Source organism: Methyloligella solikamskensis (genome assembly GCF_042676065.1).
In the GTDB taxonomy this organism is placed as follows: Bacteria; Pseudomonadota; Alphaproteobacteria; order Rhizobiales; family Methyloligellaceae; genus Methyloligella; species Methyloligella solikamskensis.
Genome location: NZ_JBHTJO010000001.1, coordinates 2,672,140 through 2,692,435 on the forward strand (window position 1 = coordinate 2,672,140; position 20,296 = coordinate 2,692,435).

Here is a 20,296-nt window from a genome sequence, read left to right on the forward strand (position 1 = left end):
GGATATTGCTCGGCCGGCACCGCTTCGCCAATTGTGGATTGTTGCCATGCATAAATCTGATCAAAAAATTCCCGTCAAGAAATTTTGATCAAATCCTCCTTTTGCGCATCCCCCTCGAACAACCCGCTGCGGATGGTGTCGATCCCCTGGAGGATATCCTCCCGCATGGCGTCCTCGACCTTGTCGGGCCGGTTGTCCCTCAGCGCGGCCAGCGCCTGCTCGTGCATGTCGATCAGATTGAAGGTGCCGAAGCGACCGAACATCACGCGCAAGGAGGGGCCGGTCTTCAGCCAGAGCCGCTCCACGATGTTGATTAGCTCGCGCTTTCCCGATGCCTGATAGATGGCCATGTGGAAGCGATAGTTCTGGATCAGGTACTCGCGCACATTGCCGTGCTCGATCGCCGAGTTCAGGGCCTGGTCGATCATGTCGAGCTCATAGACCTTGCTAACGCCGATCTTCTCGGCCCCCCAACGCGCCAGCTTCGGCTCGATAGCCAAGCGCGCGAAGGCGAATTCCTCAAGCTTCGCTTCCGTCATGACCGGTACGCAGACCCGGCGATTGCCCATGAATTCGAGCGCGCCTTCGCTGGTGAGACGGCGGATCGCCTCGCGCACGGGGGTCATCCCGGCACCCAGAACATTGGTGAGGCCCTGGATGGTCACCGCTTGCCCGGGAGCCAGCTCGCCGTAGAGGATCATGTCCCGAATGAGCTTGTAGACCCGAAGATGTGCCGGCTGTTTCAGGTTACCGACCTCCAACTGCCCTTGCCATTTTGCGAAATAACCGCTCTGATTTCCTGGGTTTAGCCTCGGCCGTCAGCGTCGAAGCGGCACGACAGCCGTTTCGTCTTGCCACGCCAAACCAAATTTGATCAAATAATTTAGCGTAACTCGAAATCCAAGTCACGGAGTAGAGCACGACATGAGGTACATCTGGGTCATCTGCACCTGCCTGTTGGCATTCGCCGCCATGGTTCCCGCCAACAGCTCGCCCGCTTCTGCCGAAGAAGTCCACGTCTACAACTGGTCGGACTACATCGACGAGTCCCTGTTGAAGAAGTTCGAGGACGAGACCGGCATCAAGCTGGTCTATGACGTCTTCGACAGCAACGAAGTGCTTGAAACCAAGCTGCTCGCAGGCTCCTCGGGTTACGACGTCGTTGTCCCGTCCGCCACCTTCCTGGAGCGCCAGATTGAGGCGGGGGTGTTCCAACCGCTGGACTTTTCCAAGCTGCCGAACGCCGACAATCGCTGGGATGTGGTGATGGAGCGGCTCGAACCCTACGACCCGGGCAACAAGTATTCCGTCAACTACATGTGGGGCACCACCGGCATCGGCTATAACGTCGAGAAGGTGAAGGAGGCCCTTGGCGAGGATGCGCCGGTCAACAGCCTCGACCTGATCTTCAAGCCGGAGAATATGGAGAAGCTCTCCAAATGCGGCGTGATGTTCCTCGATGCCCCGACGGAGGTCATTCCGGCGGCGCTGAAATACATCGGCGAGGATCCCAATTCGAAGGATCCCGAGGTCATCGCCAAGGCCGAACCGGTGATCGCAGCGGTCCGCCCCTACATCCGCAAGTTCCACAGCTCCGAGTACATCAATGCCCTCGCGAACGGGAATATCTGCGTTGCGTTCGGCTGGTCGGGCGATGTCTTCCAGGCTCGCGACCGGGCTGCGGAAGCCGATAACGGTGTGGAAATCGGCTACAGCATTCCGAAGGAAGGTGCGCTGATGTGGTTCGACCAGATGGCCATCCCGAAGGATGCGCCCAATCCGGATGCCGCGCACAAGTTCATCAACTTCATGATGGACGCCCAGAACATGGCCGACGCCTCCAACTACGTCTATTACGCGAACGGCAACAAAGCCTCGCAGGAACTGCTCGAAGAGGACGTGATCGGCGACCCGGCCATCTATCCCGACGAGGAGACGATGGACAGCCTCTTCACCGTCTCCGCATACGACCCGAAGGTCCAGCGCGTGGTGACGCGGATGTGGACCCGGGTGAAGTCCGGAACATAGAGCAAGACATCAATTGCGCGGGACCCTTCGTCCCGCGCAATTCGTATTTGGGGTGGGGCTGCAAAAAAGAAGACGGTGATGGCTCAGAATGCTGCGACTGAAGGCTTCGCGCCTTGGAAAGATCCTGACGCAAATCCTCTAATCCGCTTTGAGAATGTTACGAAACGGTTCGGCGACTTTACCGCCGTCAACAATCTCAACCTGACGATCTACGAGCGGGAGTTCTTCGCGCTTCTCGGAGCATCGGGCTGCGGCAAGACGACGTTGCTGCGGATGCTGGCAGGCTTCGAAACGCCGACCGAGGGGTTCATCGTGTTGGACGGCCAGCGCATCAACGATGTGCCGCCCAACAAGCGGGCGGTGAACATGATGTTCCAGAGCTATGCGCTGTTTCCGCATCTCAGCGTCTGGGACAACATCGCCTTCGGCCTGCGCCGCACGAAGATGGAAAAGGACGCCATCGGCGACCGGGTTCAGGAGATGCTGCGGCTGACCCAGCTCGACACCTTCGCCCGGCGCAAGCCGCATCAGCTCTCCGGCGGCCAGCGTCAGCGCGTGGCGCTCGCCCGTTCTCTCGCCAAGGCGCCGAAGCTGCTGCTGCTCGACGAGCCGCTCGCAGCGCTCGACAAGAAGCTGCGCCAGGAAACCCAGTTCGAACTGATGGATATCCAGGAGAAGACGGGCACCACCTTCGTGATCGTGACCCACGATCAGGAAGAGGCGATGACCGTCGCGTCCAGGGTGGCCGTCATGAACAAGGGCGATGTCCTGCAGGTCGCAACGCCCGGCGAGATCTATGAAGCGCCAAAGTCGGTCTACGTCGCCGACTTCATCGGCGAGGTCAACATCATCGATGGGACCGTGAAGATTACGGGCCCCGAAGAGATCGCCATCCAGTACTCGGAAACGTCGCCGCCCATCCAGGCGACGGTCGATACGGAGGGCTTCAGCGACGGACAGAAGGTCTCGTACGCGATCCGACCGGAGAAGATCGGCGTCTCCTTGAACAAGGACGATCCGAGGCCGAACAAGGTCAAGGGCACGGTGGTCGACATCGCCTATCTGGGCAGCACCTCGACCTATCACGTGCGTCTTGATTGCGGCCAGATGGTATCCGCTCAGATGACCAATGTGCGGCGGATCGAGCACCGCGAGATCACCTGGGAAGACACGGTCTGGCTCAGCTGGAGCAAAACCGCCGGCCTCGTCTTGGTGAAGTAGCAGATCATGAACCTCCGCCGTCTGCTCATCGTCATCATTCCCTACGCCTGGCTGGTCGGCCTTTTCCTCGTCCCGTTCCTGATCATCCTGAAGATCTCGCTATCGGACACGGCGATCGCCATTCCGCCCTACACGCCGACGCTCGATCTCTCGGCGGGATGGCAGGGGCTGAAGGATTTCTTCTCCGAGCTCGATCTGGAGAACTACTACTTCCTGTGGACCGATAGCCTCTACTGGAAGTCGTTTGTCTCCTCCATCACCATCGCGACGATCTCGACCCTCCTCACGCTGCTGGTCGGCTTTCCCATCGCCTACGCCATGGCGCGCGCGCCTTCGGCCTGGCGGCCAACGCTCATGATGCTGGTGATCCTGCCGTTTTGGACGTCCTTCCTGATCCGCGTCTATTCGTGGATGGGGATCCTCTCGACCAACGGCGTACTCAACAATTTCCTGATGTGGACGGGGCTTATCGACTCCCCATTCCAGATCCTGAACACGCCCACGGCGGTCTATATCGGCATCGTCTACACCTATCTGCCGTTCATGATCCTGCCGATCTACTCCACCCTGGAGAAGATGGACATGTCCTTGCTGGAAGCGGCGGAGGATCTGGGCTGCACGAGCTTTTCCGCATTCTGGCTGGTGACCGTACCGCTCGCTCGCTACGGCATCATCGCTGGCTGTTTCCTGGTCTTCATTCCGGTGAATGGCGAATTCGTCATTCCCTCGCTGCTCGGCGGCTCGCGCACCATGATGATCGGCAAGGTGCTGTGGGATGAGTTCTTTAATAATCGCGACTGGCCGGTGGCGTCGGCGGTGGCCATCGTGCTGCTGCTGCTCCTGGTGGTGCCCATCGTGCTGTTCCAACGAGTGCAGCAGAAGCAAGAGGAGGCCGGGATATGAACAGGCCCCTTAGCTGGTTCAACATCACATCCCTGACACTGGGCTTTACGTTCCTCTACCTGCCCATGGTCATCCTGGTCATCTACAGCTTCAACGCCTCGAAGCTGGTGACCGTCTGGGCCGGTTTCTCGACCAAGTGGTATGTCCGGCTGCTGCATGACGAGCAGTTTCTAGACGCGGCATGGGTGACCCTGAAGGTCGCGGTCTTCTCCTCCACCCTGGCGGTCATCCTCGGCACCATGGCGGCCTATACGCTGGTGCGGATGCGGCGTTTCCCCGGACGTACGATGTTTTCGGGCATGGTCTATGCGCCGCTCGTCATGCCTGACGTGATCATCGGTCTGTCGCTGCTTCTGCTCTTCATCGCAATCGGCCTGGACCGCGGTGTCTTCACCATCGTGCTGGCCCATACGACCTTCGCCATGTGCTACGTGGCCATCGTCGTTTCCTCGCGCCTGACGAGCTTCGACGAGTCCCTCGAAGAGGCGGCGCTCGATCTGGGCTGCACGCCGTTCGATGCCTTCAAATCCGTGACCCTGCCGATCATCGCACCGGCGGTGATCTCGGGCTGGCTGCTCTCCTTCACCCTGTCGCTCGACGATCTGGTGATCGCTTCCTTCGTGACCGGTCCCTCCTCCACCACGCTGCCGATCAAGATCTTCTCCTCGATCCGGCTGGGCGTGAATCCGGAGATCAACGCGCTCTCCACCATCATGATCGGCCTCGTAACGGTCGGCGTGCTTGCCGCCTCGCTGGTGTCGCGGCACACCATCGCCCGGCGCGAGCGGGAAGCGCTGGAAGCCAATCTCGCCCCCGTCACAGAACCTGCGCTCGCCAGCGCGACCGAAGGCGTGGTTCGGGACGAGGAAGAAGAGGAAGCCGAGAAGAAAGCGAGCGAGGCGCGGGCCTAGAGCGGTGGCCGATCGCGTTTCATGATCATCTTCCGGTCGAAGCTCGCCGCCAGCAGGGCGACGACGATCAGAGCGCTGCCGGCCATCTGCATCGTGCTGATCGGCTCCCCCAAAAACGCCACCGCGCCACTGACGCCGAACACCGGGATGAGCGTCAGATAGAGGGCGGCCTTCTGCACCGGAATGGTTCTCACCGCATAGAGGTAGAGCCAGAAGGGCAGCGTGTGCTGCGCCAAACCCGAGAAGACCACGAACAGCCATTCGCCGGCCGTGGGCCAATCCGGCAGGCTTTCCCATCCGGCCCCAAGCGCGACCACGGTTACTGTGAGGATGATCACCAGACCGACGCTCTGCTGGAGGCCCGCCAGGAGCAGCGGCGGCGCGTGATTGGCCAACCGGCTGGAGAGCACCACATAGAGCGCGGCGAACAGCGTCGAGCAGACGATCAGCAGATCGCCGGCGGTGTGGACACCCCCTTCCCCGAAGCCGGTCGCGGTCACAAGCCCTGCGCCGATCACCGCCAGGACGATAGCCACGATATCGCGGCGGCGGCTCCGTTCTCGAAACACCAGGAAGAGGAGCGCCAGAGAGAGGACGGGCTCGGTGGCGCCAATGAGGGATGCGTTCGCGGCCGTGGTGAGCGCCAGGCCCTGCATGCCGACCACGTAGGAGAGGCCCGGCTCGAGCAGCCCGTTGAGCGCGGCGATGCGCATGGGGCGGCCGATCTTCGGCACGCCCTGGAGCCCCAGGACAATTGCCCAGATCACCGCGATGCTGGCGCAGAGCTGAACGGTAAGCAGAGAGAAGGGCGGCAGGATCGCCAGCGCGCCCTTGCTCATGACGGTCGCCAGGCCCCAGCAGGCGGCCGAGGCGATCATGGCAAAGGTGGCCACGCCGATGCTGGGCGCCGGCGGCAATTCAAGCGCACGCGTTGTCATGATCTGAAGTGCTTTTTTGGTCTGAGCTGCTCGCGCAGGTTCGGCGCAAGGCCGCCGAAATCGGTCCTGATCATTTCAACATCCGAAGGGAGGTCGCTTCGGCTTCTGCCGATGAAGGACCGCGCCTCAACTCCATCTTAGGGTGATCCGGCCGCCGAACTCCTATGCTGGTCCGCGGCCGATAAACTGATGCCCGGCAATCTAGCATCTGACGGGGCATTCGGCGCGCGGCAATGCGCGCTTTTTCGGGAATTGTCGCCGATCTCGACCGGCCCGCACCGCGATCAGTTCACGGCGCAGAAAGCCGTTCCGGCGCTCTGGAAGACGCTGAATGCAGCGAACGCGACCACGCCACCGCCGACGGCCATGCGGAGCCATTGCCTGTGCTGCAGAAGACCGCCTGCGCGGGCGAGGCTGCTGGCGCCGAAGGTGGTGGCGAGGATGGAAGGCATGGTGCCGACGGCGAAGCCAGCCATGAACTGGGCGCCCGCCTGCGCCGAACCGCCGGCCATGGCCATGAGCAGCGCGTTATAGACCATGCCGCAGGGGACGAAGCCCCAGACCATGCCCGCCACGAGGGGCGATGCGTCATAGAAGAGGCGCGAGGCTCCGGCGAGCCTGGCGGCCGCACCGGCCAGGTAAGTGTCGAACTGAAAGCGCCGGGGCAGCAGGCCGATGATCGAGAGCCCGACCCAGGCCAGCATGATGGCCGCGACGACCTGGAGCCACGCCTGGGCGCCGGCCAGGGCGGCAAGCTGGGCGAAGGCGCCGCCGATCGCGCCCACGGCAGCCCCGGCGATGACGTAACTCAGGGCACGGCCGGTCTGGATCAGGGTCATGGCGGAAAGCCGCGCGGCGACGCCCTCACCTGCCGGCGCCGTGGCCATGAGCAGGGAGGTGGAGATGCAGCCGCAGATAGCCGCGCAATGAGCGCTGCCGGCAAAGCCGATCAGAAGTCCGGTCAGAATAGCGATGCTATCCATCGGTTCTCTTCGTGGCTTCAGGAGACGGATCTCGGAAGACCCGCCTCCCTCCGCTCAGTCCCTGCCCTTAAACCTTGGCGTTGCAGCTGCCCTCGTTCACGTCCGGCGGCAGATTGATCAGCGGGTTGCCGTCGAAGAAGCCTGTCGGCATCAGCATGAAGCCCGCGGAGATGCAGGGCTGCACCGGGAAATCCTCGATCCGCACCGAGTGATGCAGGCCGAAGACGTGCCACAGCACGATGTCGGTGTTCTCGATGGACCGGCCCTTGGCGCTGAACTCGCCGAGGTCGTTGGTTCCGTCGGAATGGTTCATGAACTCGCCCGCCGGATAGCGCTCTTCGGAATCGAAGGCGGTGCACCAGACGTGGTTCTGGACGAAGTTCGCCCGCTTGCCCGAATGGGAGTCGGGATAGACGAAAGGTGTCACGCAGCTGGACGGCTCCAGCTTGTAGGCCGTCGGCGTGCCGGTGAAGTTCTTCTTGTTCGGATTGATGACCTTCCAGTAGCGCTGGGTCGGCGTGTTGATGCGCCGCCCCGCCTCGTTCTCCGTCTTCAGGACGGTCTCTTCCTCATAGAAGGCATTGCCCCACGGGTTCTGCGGTCCTTGCGGCTCGGCGTAGGTGTTGCACTCGACGAAGCTGTTCTCGTCGCCGTCGATCGCCATATCGAGCCGGGCGCAAAAGATATGCTGATGGATCTGGCCGACCACGCCGGGCATGACCTCGCGGCCGTATTTCGGCGGCTCGCCCGGCACGCAGGCGACCGTGTTGATGACGCCGGTGGCCTTGACCTCGAACTCCACCCGGCCGTCGGTGTGGAGATACCAGTAAAGGCCATAGTCGTAGTTGCCGACGGTGCAGATCGAAGAGATCACCAGCTTCGCGGCGCGGCGCACCTCGACCCGCTCGGTGCGGAAATCGGTGTGCTTCCAGGCAATGCCGGCATCCTCCTCGTGGATGCAGATGGCTTTCGGGATCGACCAGGGCTCGCCGTCCATGGTGTTCATGTGGACGTCGAGATATTTGATCACGCCGAGGCAGTCGCAGCCGAGCTCCAGGGAGTTGGCGAGTTTGCCGATGCCGTATTCGCCGACATCGAAGACATGCTTGCGGAAATGGCCGTTATCCGGCGAGCCGTAAGGCACCGTCATCTCCACCAGCGAGGCGCGATGGATGACGGGGCGGCCGTCGAACTGGATGTCGTGCAAGGTCACCGCCTCGCGGGCATTGAAGCCGATCACCAACGACCAGTCCCGCCAGACGAGCTTGCCGTCCTCGAACTTGAAGTTCACCCCTTCGGGCTGCTCCACGTTGATGGGCTTCGGCTTGGGCTTCAGCTCGTCAAGAAACTGCGGCTCGTAGTTCGCCTCCGTCATGGGGATTGGCGTGACGCCGTAATCGTCGACACGGATCACCTCGCTAGAGATGAGATCGACGACCGCATTCAGCCCTTCGATGGGATGGGCGTAGAAGTTCTCGTTCTCGCGCAGCCGCACCCAGGAGAAGACGTGGCAGAGATGGCGGTCCTCCTCGCCTTCGATGTCGAAATTGCCGGCCGACCACGGGTCGACGCAGACCTTCGACATGTCGTCGATGCCGCGCTTCTTGCAGCCTTCGATGAAGCGGGGATCGGAGCGGACGATGTCCTCGATAGCGAGGAACTGCTCGAGTTGGATCATGGGACGGCGTCCGGGCTGCGGCTCGGAGAAGAGGACCTCCTCGTTGTCGAGGGAGACGATCATCTTCGTCACATCGACCTTCGCGGCGCTGAAGACATTGACCCGCGCCTTGCGCTCGAAGGGCATGCCCGGCTTGAAATCCCGCACGACGCTCTTTTCGGGCTCCATCAGTTCGATGGTCTCGAAGCGGGTGTCGTCGCCGTAGGGCGCAGCTTTCTGCACGATCTCGGCGGCCTTGGCGATCTCCGCCGTGGTCAGAGGCTGCAGCGGATGCACCACCTTCCCCGGCTCGCTCGGCTTCACATCTGAATTGCAGCATGTCTCCAGCATCGGCTTGTCCCCTCTCGACTTGCAAGTAGCGGCCTTAGGAAGGCGGCGCGGACTAAGCCGCCATTAGCGATGCCCCGCGGGGGACACGCCCTTCGCGTCCCGGCGAGGCCCATCTGCCGCTGATCTTTGGCCAAGTATCTGAAAGGGTGCGGGCGCTGTAATTGACATTGCATGCCAAACGGGAGGCGCGCCCGCGACGCAACGGACAGCTCGCATTTCCTGCAGCGGACTCGCCGCTTCCGCTGCCTGATTTCGCGCCAAGGTCTGCTCAATCCTTGGAGAGGATGCGCTGTCCGCCACTGTCAGGTGAGCGCTCGAAGCGGCCTCGGCCGTAATGAAGGCGCGCTCGCAATGTCTCGGTTTCTAACGGCTTGCGGACCTTGCACGAGCCGCCTGTCCTCATCCCATCGCCCTCTGGCACGAGACTTGCGATTTCCCTTGGAGATATTGGCACGATGCTTCGGGACGTTCGGCCATGGAAACGTCAGGCGTGATCTCGAGTGCCATCCTCGATGGCATCCTTTCGACGATCGATACGCGGGGCATCGACCCTGCGGAAGTCTCGGCCCGGGCCGGGCTGGGCAACAGCTCGCTCTACGGCCAGTCGCATTTTCTGCCGCTCGTCTCCTTCACCTCGATCCTGGAGATGATGTCGGAGTTCAAGCACGATCCGGTGCTCGGCGCGCGGCTCGGCAAGAGCTTCGATTTCGGCACGCTGGGCGCGGTCAGCAAGGTCTTCCTCACCGCCCCGAGCCTGGGCGACGGCATCACCCAATTCATCCGCTATTTCCCGACGCTTCAGAGCAACACAGCCTGCGCGCTTGTTGTGAATGGCGATATCGCGCGGTTCTCCTATTCGATCGTCGACAACACCGTGAAGCACAAGGCTCAGGATGCGAACTTCACGGAAGCGACGCTCTGCTCGATGGTCGAAGCGGTGCTGGGAAAGGGGTGGAAGCCGAGCTACGTGGACCTGGCTCATGCCCCCGGCGACGACGCCTCGCTCTATGCCGAGACTTTCGCCTGCCCGATGCGTTTCCAGCGCCGGGACAACGCGATCCTGTTGCCGGCGAGCTGTCTGGACACGCCGAGCCCCCATCGCGATCCGGTGCTCAACCGCCGTCTGATCGCGGAGCTGGAGGACACGTTGCACCGAAAGGCGCTGCATGCGGATTTCGCCACCAGCGTGAAGGCCTGGATCACCTCGGCGCTCTGCCAGTCGGACAGCACGGACATTCATATCGCGGCGGCCGATTTCGGCATGAGCCAGCGGAACTTCCAGCGGCGCCTCGCGGATCTCGGCGTGAACTATGTGGGGTTGCGCAATACGGTCCGGGTGGAGATCGCCAAATGCATGCTGGCGCTGACGAACCTGCCGATCCCTGAAATCTCGGCTCATCTCGGCTATAGCGAGACCAGCGCATTCGCGCGCAGCTTCAGGAAGCTCGCCGACGAGACGCCGGCGCGGTTCCGGGAGGTCGCCCGGGCGGACCTGCATGCGAAGTCGGACGAGTCGGAGCAGCTGTTCCAGCTCCTCGACAACTGGCCCTTCACCCAACACTAAAGCTTTCAGGAGAGTCGCGTAGCAGGCGTTTCCGTCCTGCTCACACCGCTTCGCCTAGAGCGCGGCCTCGCCGGTGTCGGCGGCCGCGCCCTGACCCAAGGCGTTCTTGGTCCGGGAGATGATAATCCCGAGCACGATGAGCACCACCGAGAGCACGACGACCAGGGTGGCGATGGCGTTGACCTCCGGTGTGGCCTCGCGGCGCAGCAGGGACCACAAGGTCATGGGAAGGGTATTCTGGCGCCCGGTCAGGAGATAGGTCACGGCGATCTCATCGAAGGAGATGGAGAACGCGATGAGCATGGCGCCGTAGAGCGCCGTCTTGACGTTCGGCAGGGTCACCTTCCGGAACACCTCGAACTCGCTGGCGCCAAGATTGATCGCCGCCTCGCTCTGGCTTCGCCCGACCTGCTGCAGCCGTGCGAACACTTCCGTCGCAGTGATGCAGATGAGCGCGGTGCCCTGCCCCAGCATGATCGTATAGAGCGAGAGCTGGAAGCCGACGGTGACGTAGAAGCTGAGCAGCGCCACGCCGGTGATCACCCCGGGGAGCACGATGGGCAGCATGACGACGCGGCGGAACCAGGCCTTGCCCGGAAAGTCGTAGCGATCGAGCGCAATGGCCGCCGGCAGCCCTAGGGTCACGCTCAAGACCACCACGCCGGCCGCGACGAAGACGGACGCCCATAAGGAATCGATGACCTGCTGGTTGGCGAACACCTTGGCGTACCATTCCAGGGTGAAGCCATTGAACGGCAGGCCCGTATAGTTGCTGTCGTTGAAGGAGAACACCGCCATGGTGATGAGCGGTGCGTAGAGGAACAGCAGCACCGCGAGCGCGAGGCCTAGGACGAGGGCTTTATTTCCGAATGCGCGCATGGCTCCTATTCCCTCACAGCCTGATCTGGAACCGGTGCTCCAGGTAATGAGCGACCGAGATGAGGGCGAGGCCGAGAGTGATGACGACCAGCCCGATCGCCGCCGCCATGGGCCAGTCGAAGGCCACGCCCAGAAGATTGATGACGATGTTGGAGATCATCAGCGAGCTCGGGCCGCCCACCAGGATGGGCGCGACGAAGTCGCCGAAGCCGAGGGAGAAGGTGATCACGGCCCCCGCAAGTATGCCCGGCACGCTCAACGGAAACACCACCTTGCGGAAGACCTCCCACCGTGTCGCGCCGGCATTCAGAGCCGCATCGATGAGGGAGGTGGGGATGCGCTCCAGCTGCGCGTAGATCGACAGGACCGCGAAGGGCGTGAAGATGTAGACCAGGGTCAGGGTCACGCTGAACTGATTGTAGAGAAAGATCTTCAGGGGCTCGTCGATCAGACCTGCCCCCATCAGCAGCTTGTTGAGGATGCCGCCGGTGCCCAGGATGGTCTTCCAGGCATAGGCCTTCACAAGGTAGGAGGCCCACCACGGCACAATGACCAGCAGATAGACGAAGCGTTTCAGACCGTCCGGCGCATGAAAGGCCAGATAGAAGGCCAGCGGATAGCCGATGATGGAGGAGAAGACCGCCGTCAGCAGGCCGAACTTGGCCGAGCGCAGCAGCACGCTCAAATAGGGCTCGGTAGTGAAGACCTTGATGAAATTGTCCGCCGAGAAGCCCGGCACGAAGGTGACGTAGTCGACCGAGCCGAGGCTGTAATAGAAGAGCATCCCGTAGGGGATGATCATGAAGACGAAGAACCAGAGCGTCGGCGGCAGCACCCAGAAGAGCATGCGGCGACGGTCGATGCGCTTGGCTTTCGCGAGGCCGGATTCGCCCTCTTCCGGCACGTAGCTGTCGTTATAGGCCAGGTCGGTCACCGGGCTACTCCGGAAGCAGCCGGACGTCGTCGGGGGAGATGAACATCTCGATCTCGCCGCCAATGCCGTCCGGCACGTCCTGCTGGAACACGTTGATCTCGCCGGCCTCCCCACCAAGCTCAACGACGAACTCGTGCTTCGCGCCGAGGAAGAGGCGCTCGCCCAGAACGCCTTTCAGGGCGTTGGCGCCGTTTGTGGGCTTCCCGCCGATGGTGATGCGGTCGGCGCGCATCATGACGCCCACTGCGGCACCGGGCGCGATGCCATTGCTGCTGCACCGCAGCGTTTGGCCGTTTGCGAGTTGCACCTCGGACTTGCCGTCGGCTGCACTGAGCACGGTGCCGGGAACCACGTTGGCCCGGTCGATGAAGCGCGCGACGAACTGGCAGTTGGGCGCCGAGTAGATCTCCTCCGGCGAGGCGGCCTGCATGACCCGGCCGCCATTCATGACGACGATGCGGTCGCTCATGGCCATGGCCTCTTCCTGGTCGTGGGTCACGTAGATGAAGGTCTTGCCGAGGTGGCGATGGATGCGCTTGATCTCGACCTGCATGGTCTTGCGCAAATTCGCATCCAACGATCCCAAGGGTTCGTCGAAGAGCACGATATCCGGCTCGGTGATCAAGGCACGGGCGAGCGCTGCGCGTTGCTTTTGACCGCCGGAAAGCTGATGGGGCTTCTTCGCGCCGTGATCAGCGAGATGGACGAGATCGAGATACTCGCCTACGCGCCGCTTGATCTCGGCGGCGTTGTATTTGTGGCGATGACGCTTGAGATGAAGTGCGAAGGCGACGTTGTCGGCGATGGTGAGGTTGGGGAACAGGGCGTAATCCTGAAACACCATGCGCATGTCGCGCTCGGCCGGCTGGTCGTAGGTGATGTCGGCGCCGTCGCGCAGAATCTCGCCGCTATCGGGGCGCTCCAGCCCGGCAATGCAGCGCAAGGTCGTGGTCTTGCCGCAGCCGGAGGAGCCCAGAAGGGTAAGAAACTCACCCCGAGCGATGGAGAGATCGATGCCGTCGATGGCGGGCTTGCCGCCACCGTAGGTCTTCCTGAGCTTGCGAATTTCGATATAGGACATGAGCCGCTTCCGCCGAAAAGGAGGGGCGGGCGCGAAGGAAGGCGGGGTGCCGATACCGGACGTCCGCCTCGCCTTCGACCCTAGAGAAACCTATTGGGCCGCTTTGACCTGGTTCCAGATCTCCAGGTACTTCGCCCGCTGCTTGACCGGCTGCCACCAGCTCACGGTCTTCAGGGTTTCCGGATCGCTCATGCCCAGCGCTTCGAAGGAGTCCGTCTCCTCCGGCGTCAGCTCATCGATCAGTTTCGTGTTGGCATAGCCGAAGCCGGTGACCTTGTGGCCGAGGGCCTGAGCCTCCGGCGAGGACACGTAGTCCAGCCATTTGTAGACACACTCATTGTCCGAGGCGCCCTTGGCGATCATCCAGCTATCGCTCCAGCCGCCGCGGCCTTCCTTGGGCTCGACATCGATGATGTCGCGGCCTTCCTCGTTGAGCTTCACCAGGGTTTCTTCCCAGGAATTGCCAGCCACGACCTCCTTGCCCTGCATCAAGGTGCCCATCTCGGAGGTGGTGAACCAATATTTGCGGATGTTGGGCTTCAGCTCGAGCAGCGCTTCTTTGACCTTCGCGAGCTCCTCGTCGTTCATGTCGTAGATGTCTTCGATGCCGAGATAGCGGCCAGCCGTGTAGACGGTCTCGATATCGTCCCACATGGCGATCTTGCCCTTGAATTTCGGATCCCAGAGGAAGCCGAGACTCTCCGGCGGGCTATCGACCGCATCGGCGTCGACAAGGATGCGGATCACACCCCAGGCGTATGGCACGCCGTAGATCTCATCGTCCTTGGTCAGCCAGGCGGGCGACTCGAAGGCCGGGAAGAAGTCCTTCGAATTGGGCACCTTGCTCATGTCGACGGGATCGACGAGGCCCGCATCGATGAGCTTCATGGTGGTGTCGTTGGAGGGCGAGATCAGATCGTACTGACCGCCGCCGGCCATCAGCTTGGCGAAGAACTCGTCGTTGGAGCCGACATAGACGGCGCTGACCTCGCAGCCCGTGTCTTCCGTGAACGGCTTCACGAAGCTGTCGTCGGCATAGCCTTCCCAGGCCAGCATGTTCAGGGTTTGGGCGTGGGCGGACGCCACACCGACAACGCTCATGAAAACGCTCGCCAAAACCGCTTTTGCGGTATTTTTCTTTCCTAGCACAGACACTATCCCTCTTATTTCGCGCAACCTGCAGTAAACATCCCGACCTTCCGTCAAGACGACTTGCAATCGCGCTTCATTTCACGCACGAAAACTTGGACCGAACAAAGCTTCGGCGACGATCCAGCCCTTTTTTGCTGAACCTGTTTCCGTCATTGTTAGAGAGAGTACAGGCCGGTAGCGCTGTGTAATTGACAATTCATGCCAAATCGCGCCGAGGCGCTGCCCTACGTGAAGGGCAGTCCAGAGAAATGGGAGGTGGCGGGTGGGCGGGCGCTCCGGAGAGACGCCTTACGCGTCGGACGCTTTCAGGTAGTTGCGCCAGCCGCCGTATTCGGTGATCTCGCGCGCACCGTCGAGGCCGGATGGCTCGCAGATGAAGCCGCTCACGTCCGTCCCGTCGGAGAGCGCGACCTTTCCGATCCCGAGCGGGGCCGGGATCGCGAAGGTGAAATTGGCGAACCCGTCCGGCGGCACGGCCCAGATTTCGACCTCAATCCCCTCTCCCTCAAAGGCGGTATCGCGGGCGAGGCCCGGCTTCGGAGGCTTGGTGTTCGCCAACGCATAGAACCGGTAATTGGGCCCGGTCTTGGTCTGGCGCAGGAACCGGCCCTTCAGATCGGTGAGCTGGTGATTGAGGGGCTGGCCCCTCAGATGGGCGCCGACCACGGCGATCTCCATCCAGCCCTCAGGCTTCTTGGGCGCCAGTGCCGTCTCCGGCGGCAGGGTCATGCGGTCCGCGCCCGTCTCGGGAAGAAGCGCGCGATGCAGCCGGTCGCCGAGATAGGCCAGATCACTGTCGCTGAAAGCCGGACCGACGAGGGTCACGCCGAAGGGCATGCCTGAGGGGCGGAAGCCGGCCGGCACCGAGACGGCGGCGCAATCGAGCAGGTTCACGAAATTGGTGTAGGTGCCGAGCTTCGCCGTCAGAGCCACGGGATCGTCGAGCAGATCCACAATTGTGGGCGCGATGGGAGCGGTGGGCAGCAGGATGGCATCCATCTTCTCCCAGCGTTCGGCCATCTCGCGCCGGGCGGCCGAAAGAGTCTCGAGCCCATCGAAGAGATCGGCCGCGCTCCAGCTCTTGGCATCACGGATGATCTTACCGACCACGGGATGCACGTCGTCTTCGTGATCGTCGCAAAACGCGCCGACCGCCGCATAGCGCTCCGCCACGAAGGGGCCGCCATAGAGAAGCTGGGCGATGTCGCCGAGGGGCGTGTAATCGATCTCGACGACCTTCCAGCCGAGGCCGGTCAGAGCATCGACCGCCTTCTCGTAGAGTGCAGCAGCCTCGTCGTCGCCATGGAACAGGCGGCTCTCTTCCGACGGCACACCGATGACCGGCCGCTCCACCTCGAGCCCGGTCTCCTGCATGCGACGGCTGAAGGGATCGCCCGCGTCGTAGCCTTGGGCGATGCGCCGGACGAGATCGGCATCGCTCATGTCGCGTGCGAAGACGCTGATGCAGTCGATGCTCTGGCAGGCCGGCACGGCGCCGCTGCCTGAGATCAGGCCGCGGGAAGGCTTCACACCGACGATGTTGTTCATGGCGGCGGGCACCCTGCCCGAGCCTGCCGTGTCGGTGCCGAGGGAGAACGCCACCAGACCGGCCGCAACGGCGACCGCCGAACCGGAGCTCGAGCCGCCGGAAATGTGCTCTTCGCTAAAGACCGAATGAGGGATCGTATGGGGCGTCCGCGTGCCGGAAAGCCCGGTCGCGAACTGATCCATATTCGTCTTGCCGATGGGGATCGCGCCCGCCTGCTTCAGTCGCGCGACGCAGAATGCATCCCCCTCAGGCTCGTAAGAGTAGGCCGGGCAGCCCGCCGTGGTGGGGAGCCCCGACACATCGATATTGTCCTTCACCGCGAAGGGGACGCCCAGCAGCGGCAGGTCCTCGCCGGCTTCCGCCCGGGCGAGATGAACCTTCAGTTGCGCCAGGGCCTCATCCAATGGCGTGAGCGCAATCCAAACGCCGTCGTCGCCGCGCGCGTCTATCGCCTCATAGGCTTCGCGGAGTGTGTCTTCAGGCGCGACCTCGCCGGAGCGGTGGGACGCGGCCAGGGCTGTGATCGAAATGGGCGGCATCACTCTTTATCCATCAGCACGACCAGCACCTCGCCTTGGGCGGCCGGGCTTCCCTTCTTCGCGCGCACCTCGTGTACCACGCCATCGCGGTCGGCATGAACCGGCACTTCCATCTTCATGGATTCCAGGACCAGCAGAAGGTCGCCCTCCTTAACCTCCGAGCCGTCCTCCACCTTCACCTCCCAGACATTGCCGGGCATCGGGCTATAGGCGGCGGTGGCGCCTTCGGGCAGCGGCTCTTCGACATCCGGTGTCGCGGCGAGCTCCGGCTCTGGCTGATGGGTATCGAGGCCTGCCGCTTTCCAGCGTTCGCGCTCCTCGGCGAAGGCGGTCTGCTGCTGCTCCCGGAATGCGGCGATGCTGTCGGCATTCTCGTCCAGGAAGCGGCTGTGCTCCGCCAGGCTGAACTCGGCGTCCTCGATCTGAAGCTCGGCCTTGCCGGCCCGCATGTCCTCCCGCCGCTTCATGAGCTCGTCATGGCTGACGGGGAAGAAGCGCACCTGATCGAAGAAGCGAAGCAGCCAGGGTTTGCCGGGCTCGAACACGCCCGTCTGGCGATAGGTTCGCCACACCGGCACGGTACGCCCGAAGAGCTGATACCCGCCGGGGCCTTCCATGCCGTAGATGCACATATAGGCGCCGCCGATGCCGACCACGTTGTCGAGGGTCCAGGTGCGAGCCGGATTGTATTTCGTGGTCACCAGCCGGTGCCGGGGATCCAGCGGCGTGGCGAGCGGCGCACCGAGATAGACGTCGCCCAGCCCCAGCACGAGATACGAGGCTTCGAAGACGATGCGCTTCACCTCCTCGATTGAGGAGAGGCCATTGATGCGCCGGATGAACTCGATATTGGACGGGCACCACGGCGCGTCGGGGCGGACCAGCTCCTGGTAGCGCTCGATGATCCGGTGGATCGCCTCGTCGTCCCAGGAGAGCGGCATGTGCACGATCCGGGTCGGCACAGTGATCTCGTCGATGGGCGGGAGCGAGGCCTCAAGCGCCGTCAGCTCCTTCAGCATGTCGGGCAGCGCGATGACCCGCGGATCGAAATGGACCTGGAGGGAGCGCACGCCCGGCGTCAGATCGATGATGCCGGGAAGCTTCGCATCGGCGATGGCCTGCATCAGCACGTGGACCCGGAAGCGCAAGGCGATGTCGAGCACCGGCGGGCCGTATTCGATGAGAATGTTGTCGTCGCCGGTCCGCCGGTAGACGGCCGGGATCTCCTGATCCTCGATGCGCTGGAGCACCGGCTCGCCACGTTCAGCGCTGCCGCCGGCAGCCACGGCCGGGGCAGAGACCGCGCCGAGGGTTTCCACCGCACGCTCCTGGGCCTTCAAGAGGTCCGCGGCGTGGCTCTCGCTGATGGGATAGAATCGGACCGTATCGCCGGCGCGAAGCTGACCGATCTTCCAGAGCTCGGCGCGGGCCACCACGGCGGGGCAGACGAACCCGCCGAGGCTCGGCCCGTCCGGGCCCAGAATGATCGGCATGTCGCCGGTGAAATCGATGGCGCCGACCGCATAGGCGTTGTCGTGGATGTTAGAGGGGTGCAGCCCCGCCTCGCCGCCGTCGTCCCGGGCCCATTCGGGCTTCGGCCCGATCAGCCGCACGCCGGTCCGGTCGGAATTGAAGTGGACCTCGTAGGGCTCGCTGAACAGGGTTTCGATGTCGCCTTCGGTGAAGAAATCCGGGGCGCCGTGGGGGCCGTAGAGAACGCCGATCTCCCAGGAATTGACAACGTCTGGCTGGAGGTCTGAGGGAACGGGAGTCGGCTCCTCGCCCGAGACATCGTCACCAATGTGCAGCACATCGCCGGCGCGCAGGACGCGGCCCGAGTGACCGCCGAACTGACCCAGGCGGAAGGTCGATTTGCTGCCGAGATAGGGCGGCACATCAATGCCGCCGCGCACGGCGAGATAGGCCCGTTGTCCGGCATCCGTGATGGTCCCGAAAGAGAGCGTCTGGCCGGCTTTCACTTCGACCGGCTGCCAGGGCGCGATGTCCTCATCGTCGAGGGTGGCAGGGATCGCGGCGCCGCCGAACGCGATCACCGTATCGGTGCCGAAGCGCAAGGTCGGCCCGTTGACCGTGATCTCGAGGGTTGCGGCATCCGAGGCATTCCCCAGTGCGCGGTTGAGCAGCCGATGGGAGAAATCGTCCATGGGCCCGCTGGGCGGGACGCCGATATGCCAGTAGCGCAAGCGGCCCGGGTAATCCTGCACGGTGGTCTGAGCGCCCGGCGCGGTGACGTCGATGCGCGGCGATTGCAGGGTGAAGTCGGCCAGATATTTGGTCGTCACCTCGCCCGCATCGAAGTTGGGATCGGCGAGGATACCGCGCAGGTAATCCAGGTTGGTCTGGATGCCGCCGATGCGGGTTTCTTCCAGCGCCGCTTGGAGGGTCTTGAGAGCTTCCTCTCGGGTCTCGCCATAAGCGATCAGCTTGGCGAGCATGGGATCGTAGAAGGCCGGAACATCCGTGCCCGGCTCGATCCAGCCATCCACCCGGATCGTCTCGGGGAAGATCGCCTCGCTGATCTCGCCGGCGCTCGGCTGGAAATCCTTGCCAGGATCCTCGGCATAGACGCGCACCTCGATGGCCGCGCCTTCCGGCGTGCGCTCCAGGGTCTCAAGCGGCGGCAGCTCGCCCGCGGCCTGTTGGATCATCATCTCGACGAGGTCGAGGCCTGTGACGAGCTCTGTCACCGGATGCTCTACCTGGAGCCGCGTGTTCACCTCCAGGAAGTAGAACTCTTCCGTCTTCGCGTCGTAGATGAATTCCACCGTTCCGGCGGACGCATAGCTCACGGTCTCGCCGAGCTGCTTGGCGGCCGCATAGAGGCTCTGGCGCACCGCGTCGGAGAGGTTGGGCGCCGGCGTCTCCTCGACCACCTTCTGATTGCGCCGCTGGAGCGAGCAGTCGCGCTCGCCGAGCGTAATCACATTGCCCTTTCCATCGCCGAAGATCTGCACCTCGATATGGCGGGCCGAGGCGATGTACTTCTCCAGGAAGACGTCCGCATCGCCGAAGTTGTTTGCGCCGACGCGGCGCACGGCTTCCAGGTTCTTTGTCAGCTCCTCATCGCTATTGCAGAGCATCATGCCAATGCCGCCGCCGCCCGCCGTGCTCTTGAGCATGATGGGATAGCCGATCTCGTTCGCCGCTTCTTTGGCCTCTTCAGGCGACTTGAGAAGATCGCTGCCCGGCACGAGCGGCACGTTCGCCTCGGCTGCGATGGCCCGCGCCTCGTGCTTCAGGCCGAAGCGCCGGAGCGTATCGGGCGACGGGCCGATGAAGGTAATGCCCTCCTTGGCCAGCGCCTCGGCAAAGCCGGCATTCTCGCTCAGGAAGCCGTATCCCGGATGCACCGCATCGGCGCCGGTTTCGCGGCAAGCGGCAAGTACCTTCTCGACGTCGAGATAGCTCTCCGATGCGGCCGGCGGGCCGACGCAGATAGCCTCGTCCGCCATGCGGGTGTGGAGCGCATGGGCATCGGCTTCGGAATAGACCGCGACGGATGCGATGCCCATCCGCCGTAGAGTGCGGACGATACGGCAGGCGATCTCGCCGCGGTTGGCGATGAGGACCTTCTTGAACACGGCT

General features: G+C 63.1%; 15 protein-coding genes. 5 read left to right on the top strand and 10 right to left on the bottom strand.

Translation table 11 applies throughout. From position 1 onward, the window contains the following. Positions 1-74: 74 nt before the first annotated feature. The gene (locus ACFQ2F_RS12765; RefSeq protein WP_379090444.1) at positions 75-761 is read right to left on the bottom strand and encodes a GntR family transcriptional regulator; all 687 of its coding nucleotides are present in this window, start codon (positions 759-761) and stop codon (positions 75-77) included. Positions 762-924: 163 nt separating this feature from the next. On the opposite strand from ACFQ2F_RS12765, the gene ACFQ2F_RS12770 reads away from it, so the two are divergent. The 4 genes from ACFQ2F_RS12770 to ACFQ2F_RS12785 all read left to right on the top strand — a co-directional run bounded on the left by ACFQ2F_RS12770 (position 925) and on the right by ACFQ2F_RS12785 (position 5,063). Then, entirely contained in the window at positions 925-2,028 is a 1,104-nt protein-coding gene (locus tag ACFQ2F_RS12770) for a polyamine ABC transporter substrate-binding protein (RefSeq protein ID WP_379090446.1), read from the top strand. A gap of 75 nt (positions 2,029-2,103) precedes the next feature. Next, positions 2,104-3,249 carry an ABC transporter ATP-binding protein gene (locus ACFQ2F_RS12775; RefSeq protein WP_379090448.1) on the top strand — a complete coding sequence of 382 codons (1,146 nt, stop codon included), beginning with the start codon at positions 2,104-2,106 and terminating at the stop codon, positions 3,247-3,249. Between the two features lie 6 nt (positions 3,250-3,255). Beyond that, the gene (locus tag ACFQ2F_RS12780; protein ID WP_379090450.1) at positions 3,256-4,152 is read left to right on the top strand and encodes an ABC transporter permease subunit; all 897 of its coding nucleotides are present in this window, start codon (positions 3,256-3,258) and stop codon (positions 4,150-4,152) included. Further along, the gene (locus tag ACFQ2F_RS12785) at positions 4,149-5,063 is read left to right on the top strand and encodes an ABC transporter permease (protein ID WP_379090452.1); all 915 of its coding nucleotides are present in this window, start codon (positions 4,149-4,151) and stop codon (positions 5,061-5,063) included. The genes ACFQ2F_RS12780 and ACFQ2F_RS12785 overlap by 4 nt, the downstream gene beginning before the upstream one ends. On the opposite strand, the gene ACFQ2F_RS12790 is transcribed toward ACFQ2F_RS12785, so the two are convergent. From ACFQ2F_RS12790 to ACFQ2F_RS12800, 3 genes are all read right to left on the bottom strand, one after another. Beyond that, on the bottom strand, positions 5,060-6,001 hold the full coding sequence (locus tag ACFQ2F_RS12790; protein WP_379090454.1) for a DMT family transporter: 942 nt from the start codon (positions 5,999-6,001) through the stop codon (positions 5,060-5,062). The two genes, ACFQ2F_RS12785 and ACFQ2F_RS12790, sit on opposite strands and share 4 nt — an antisense overlap. Positions 6,002-6,285: 284 nt before the next feature. Then, a complete protein-coding gene (locus ACFQ2F_RS12795; protein ID WP_379090456.1) occupies positions 6,286-6,984 on the bottom strand; it encodes a sulfite exporter TauE/SafE family protein in 699 nt (232 codons plus the stop codon). A gap of 67 nt (positions 6,985-7,051) precedes the next feature. Next, positions 7,052-8,992 (bottom strand): primary-amine oxidase, encoded by a 1,941-nt coding sequence (locus tag ACFQ2F_RS12800; protein ID WP_379090458.1) that lies wholly within the window; start codon positions 8,990-8,992, stop codon positions 7,052-7,054. 475 nt (positions 8,993-9,467) lie between these two features. Here ACFQ2F_RS12800 and ACFQ2F_RS12805 point away from each other — a divergent pair, with 475 nt between their 5' ends. Next, positions 9,468-10,556, top strand: coding sequence for an AraC family transcriptional regulator (locus ACFQ2F_RS12805; RefSeq protein ID WP_379090460.1), 1,089 nt, complete (start codon positions 9,468-9,470; stop codon positions 10,554-10,556). A 54-nt stretch (positions 10,557-10,610) separates the two neighbouring features. On the opposite strand, the gene ACFQ2F_RS12810 is transcribed toward ACFQ2F_RS12805, so the two are convergent. The 6 genes from ACFQ2F_RS12810 to uca all read right to left on the bottom strand — a co-directional run bounded on the left by ACFQ2F_RS12810 (position 10,611) and on the right by uca (position 20,292). Further along, positions 10,611-11,435, bottom strand: coding sequence for an ABC transporter permease (locus ACFQ2F_RS12810; protein ID WP_379090462.1), 825 nt, complete (start codon positions 11,433-11,435; stop codon positions 10,611-10,613). Between the two features lie 13 nt (positions 11,436-11,448). Beyond that, positions 11,449-12,369, bottom strand: coding sequence for an ABC transporter permease (locus tag ACFQ2F_RS12815; RefSeq protein WP_379090464.1), 921 nt, complete (start codon positions 12,367-12,369; stop codon positions 11,449-11,451). Between the two features lie 4 nt (positions 12,370-12,373). Next, positions 12,374-13,450: an ABC transporter ATP-binding protein gene (locus tag ACFQ2F_RS12820; protein ID WP_379090467.1), complete on the bottom strand. Its 1,077-nt coding sequence runs from the start codon at positions 13,448-13,450 to the stop codon at positions 12,374-12,376. Positions 13,451-13,540: 90 nt separating this feature from the next. Beyond that, the gene (locus ACFQ2F_RS12825; RefSeq protein ID WP_379090469.1) at positions 13,541-14,551 is read right to left on the bottom strand and encodes an ABC transporter substrate-binding protein; all 1,011 of its coding nucleotides are present in this window, start codon (positions 14,549-14,551) and stop codon (positions 13,541-13,543) included. A 339-nt stretch (positions 14,552-14,890) separates the two neighbouring features. Next, on the bottom strand, positions 14,891-16,693 hold the full coding sequence (atzF, locus tag ACFQ2F_RS12830) for an allophanate hydrolase (RefSeq protein ID WP_379090470.1): 1,803 nt from the start codon (positions 16,691-16,693) through the stop codon (positions 14,891-14,893). After that, positions 16,690-20,292 carry an urea carboxylase gene (gene uca / locus ACFQ2F_RS12835; protein WP_379090472.1) on the bottom strand — a complete coding sequence of 1,201 codons (3,603 nt, stop codon included), beginning with the start codon at positions 20,290-20,292 and terminating at the stop codon, positions 16,690-16,692. The genes atzF and uca overlap by 4 nt, the downstream gene beginning before the upstream one ends. Between the last annotated feature and the right edge of the window lie 4 nt (positions 20,293-20,296).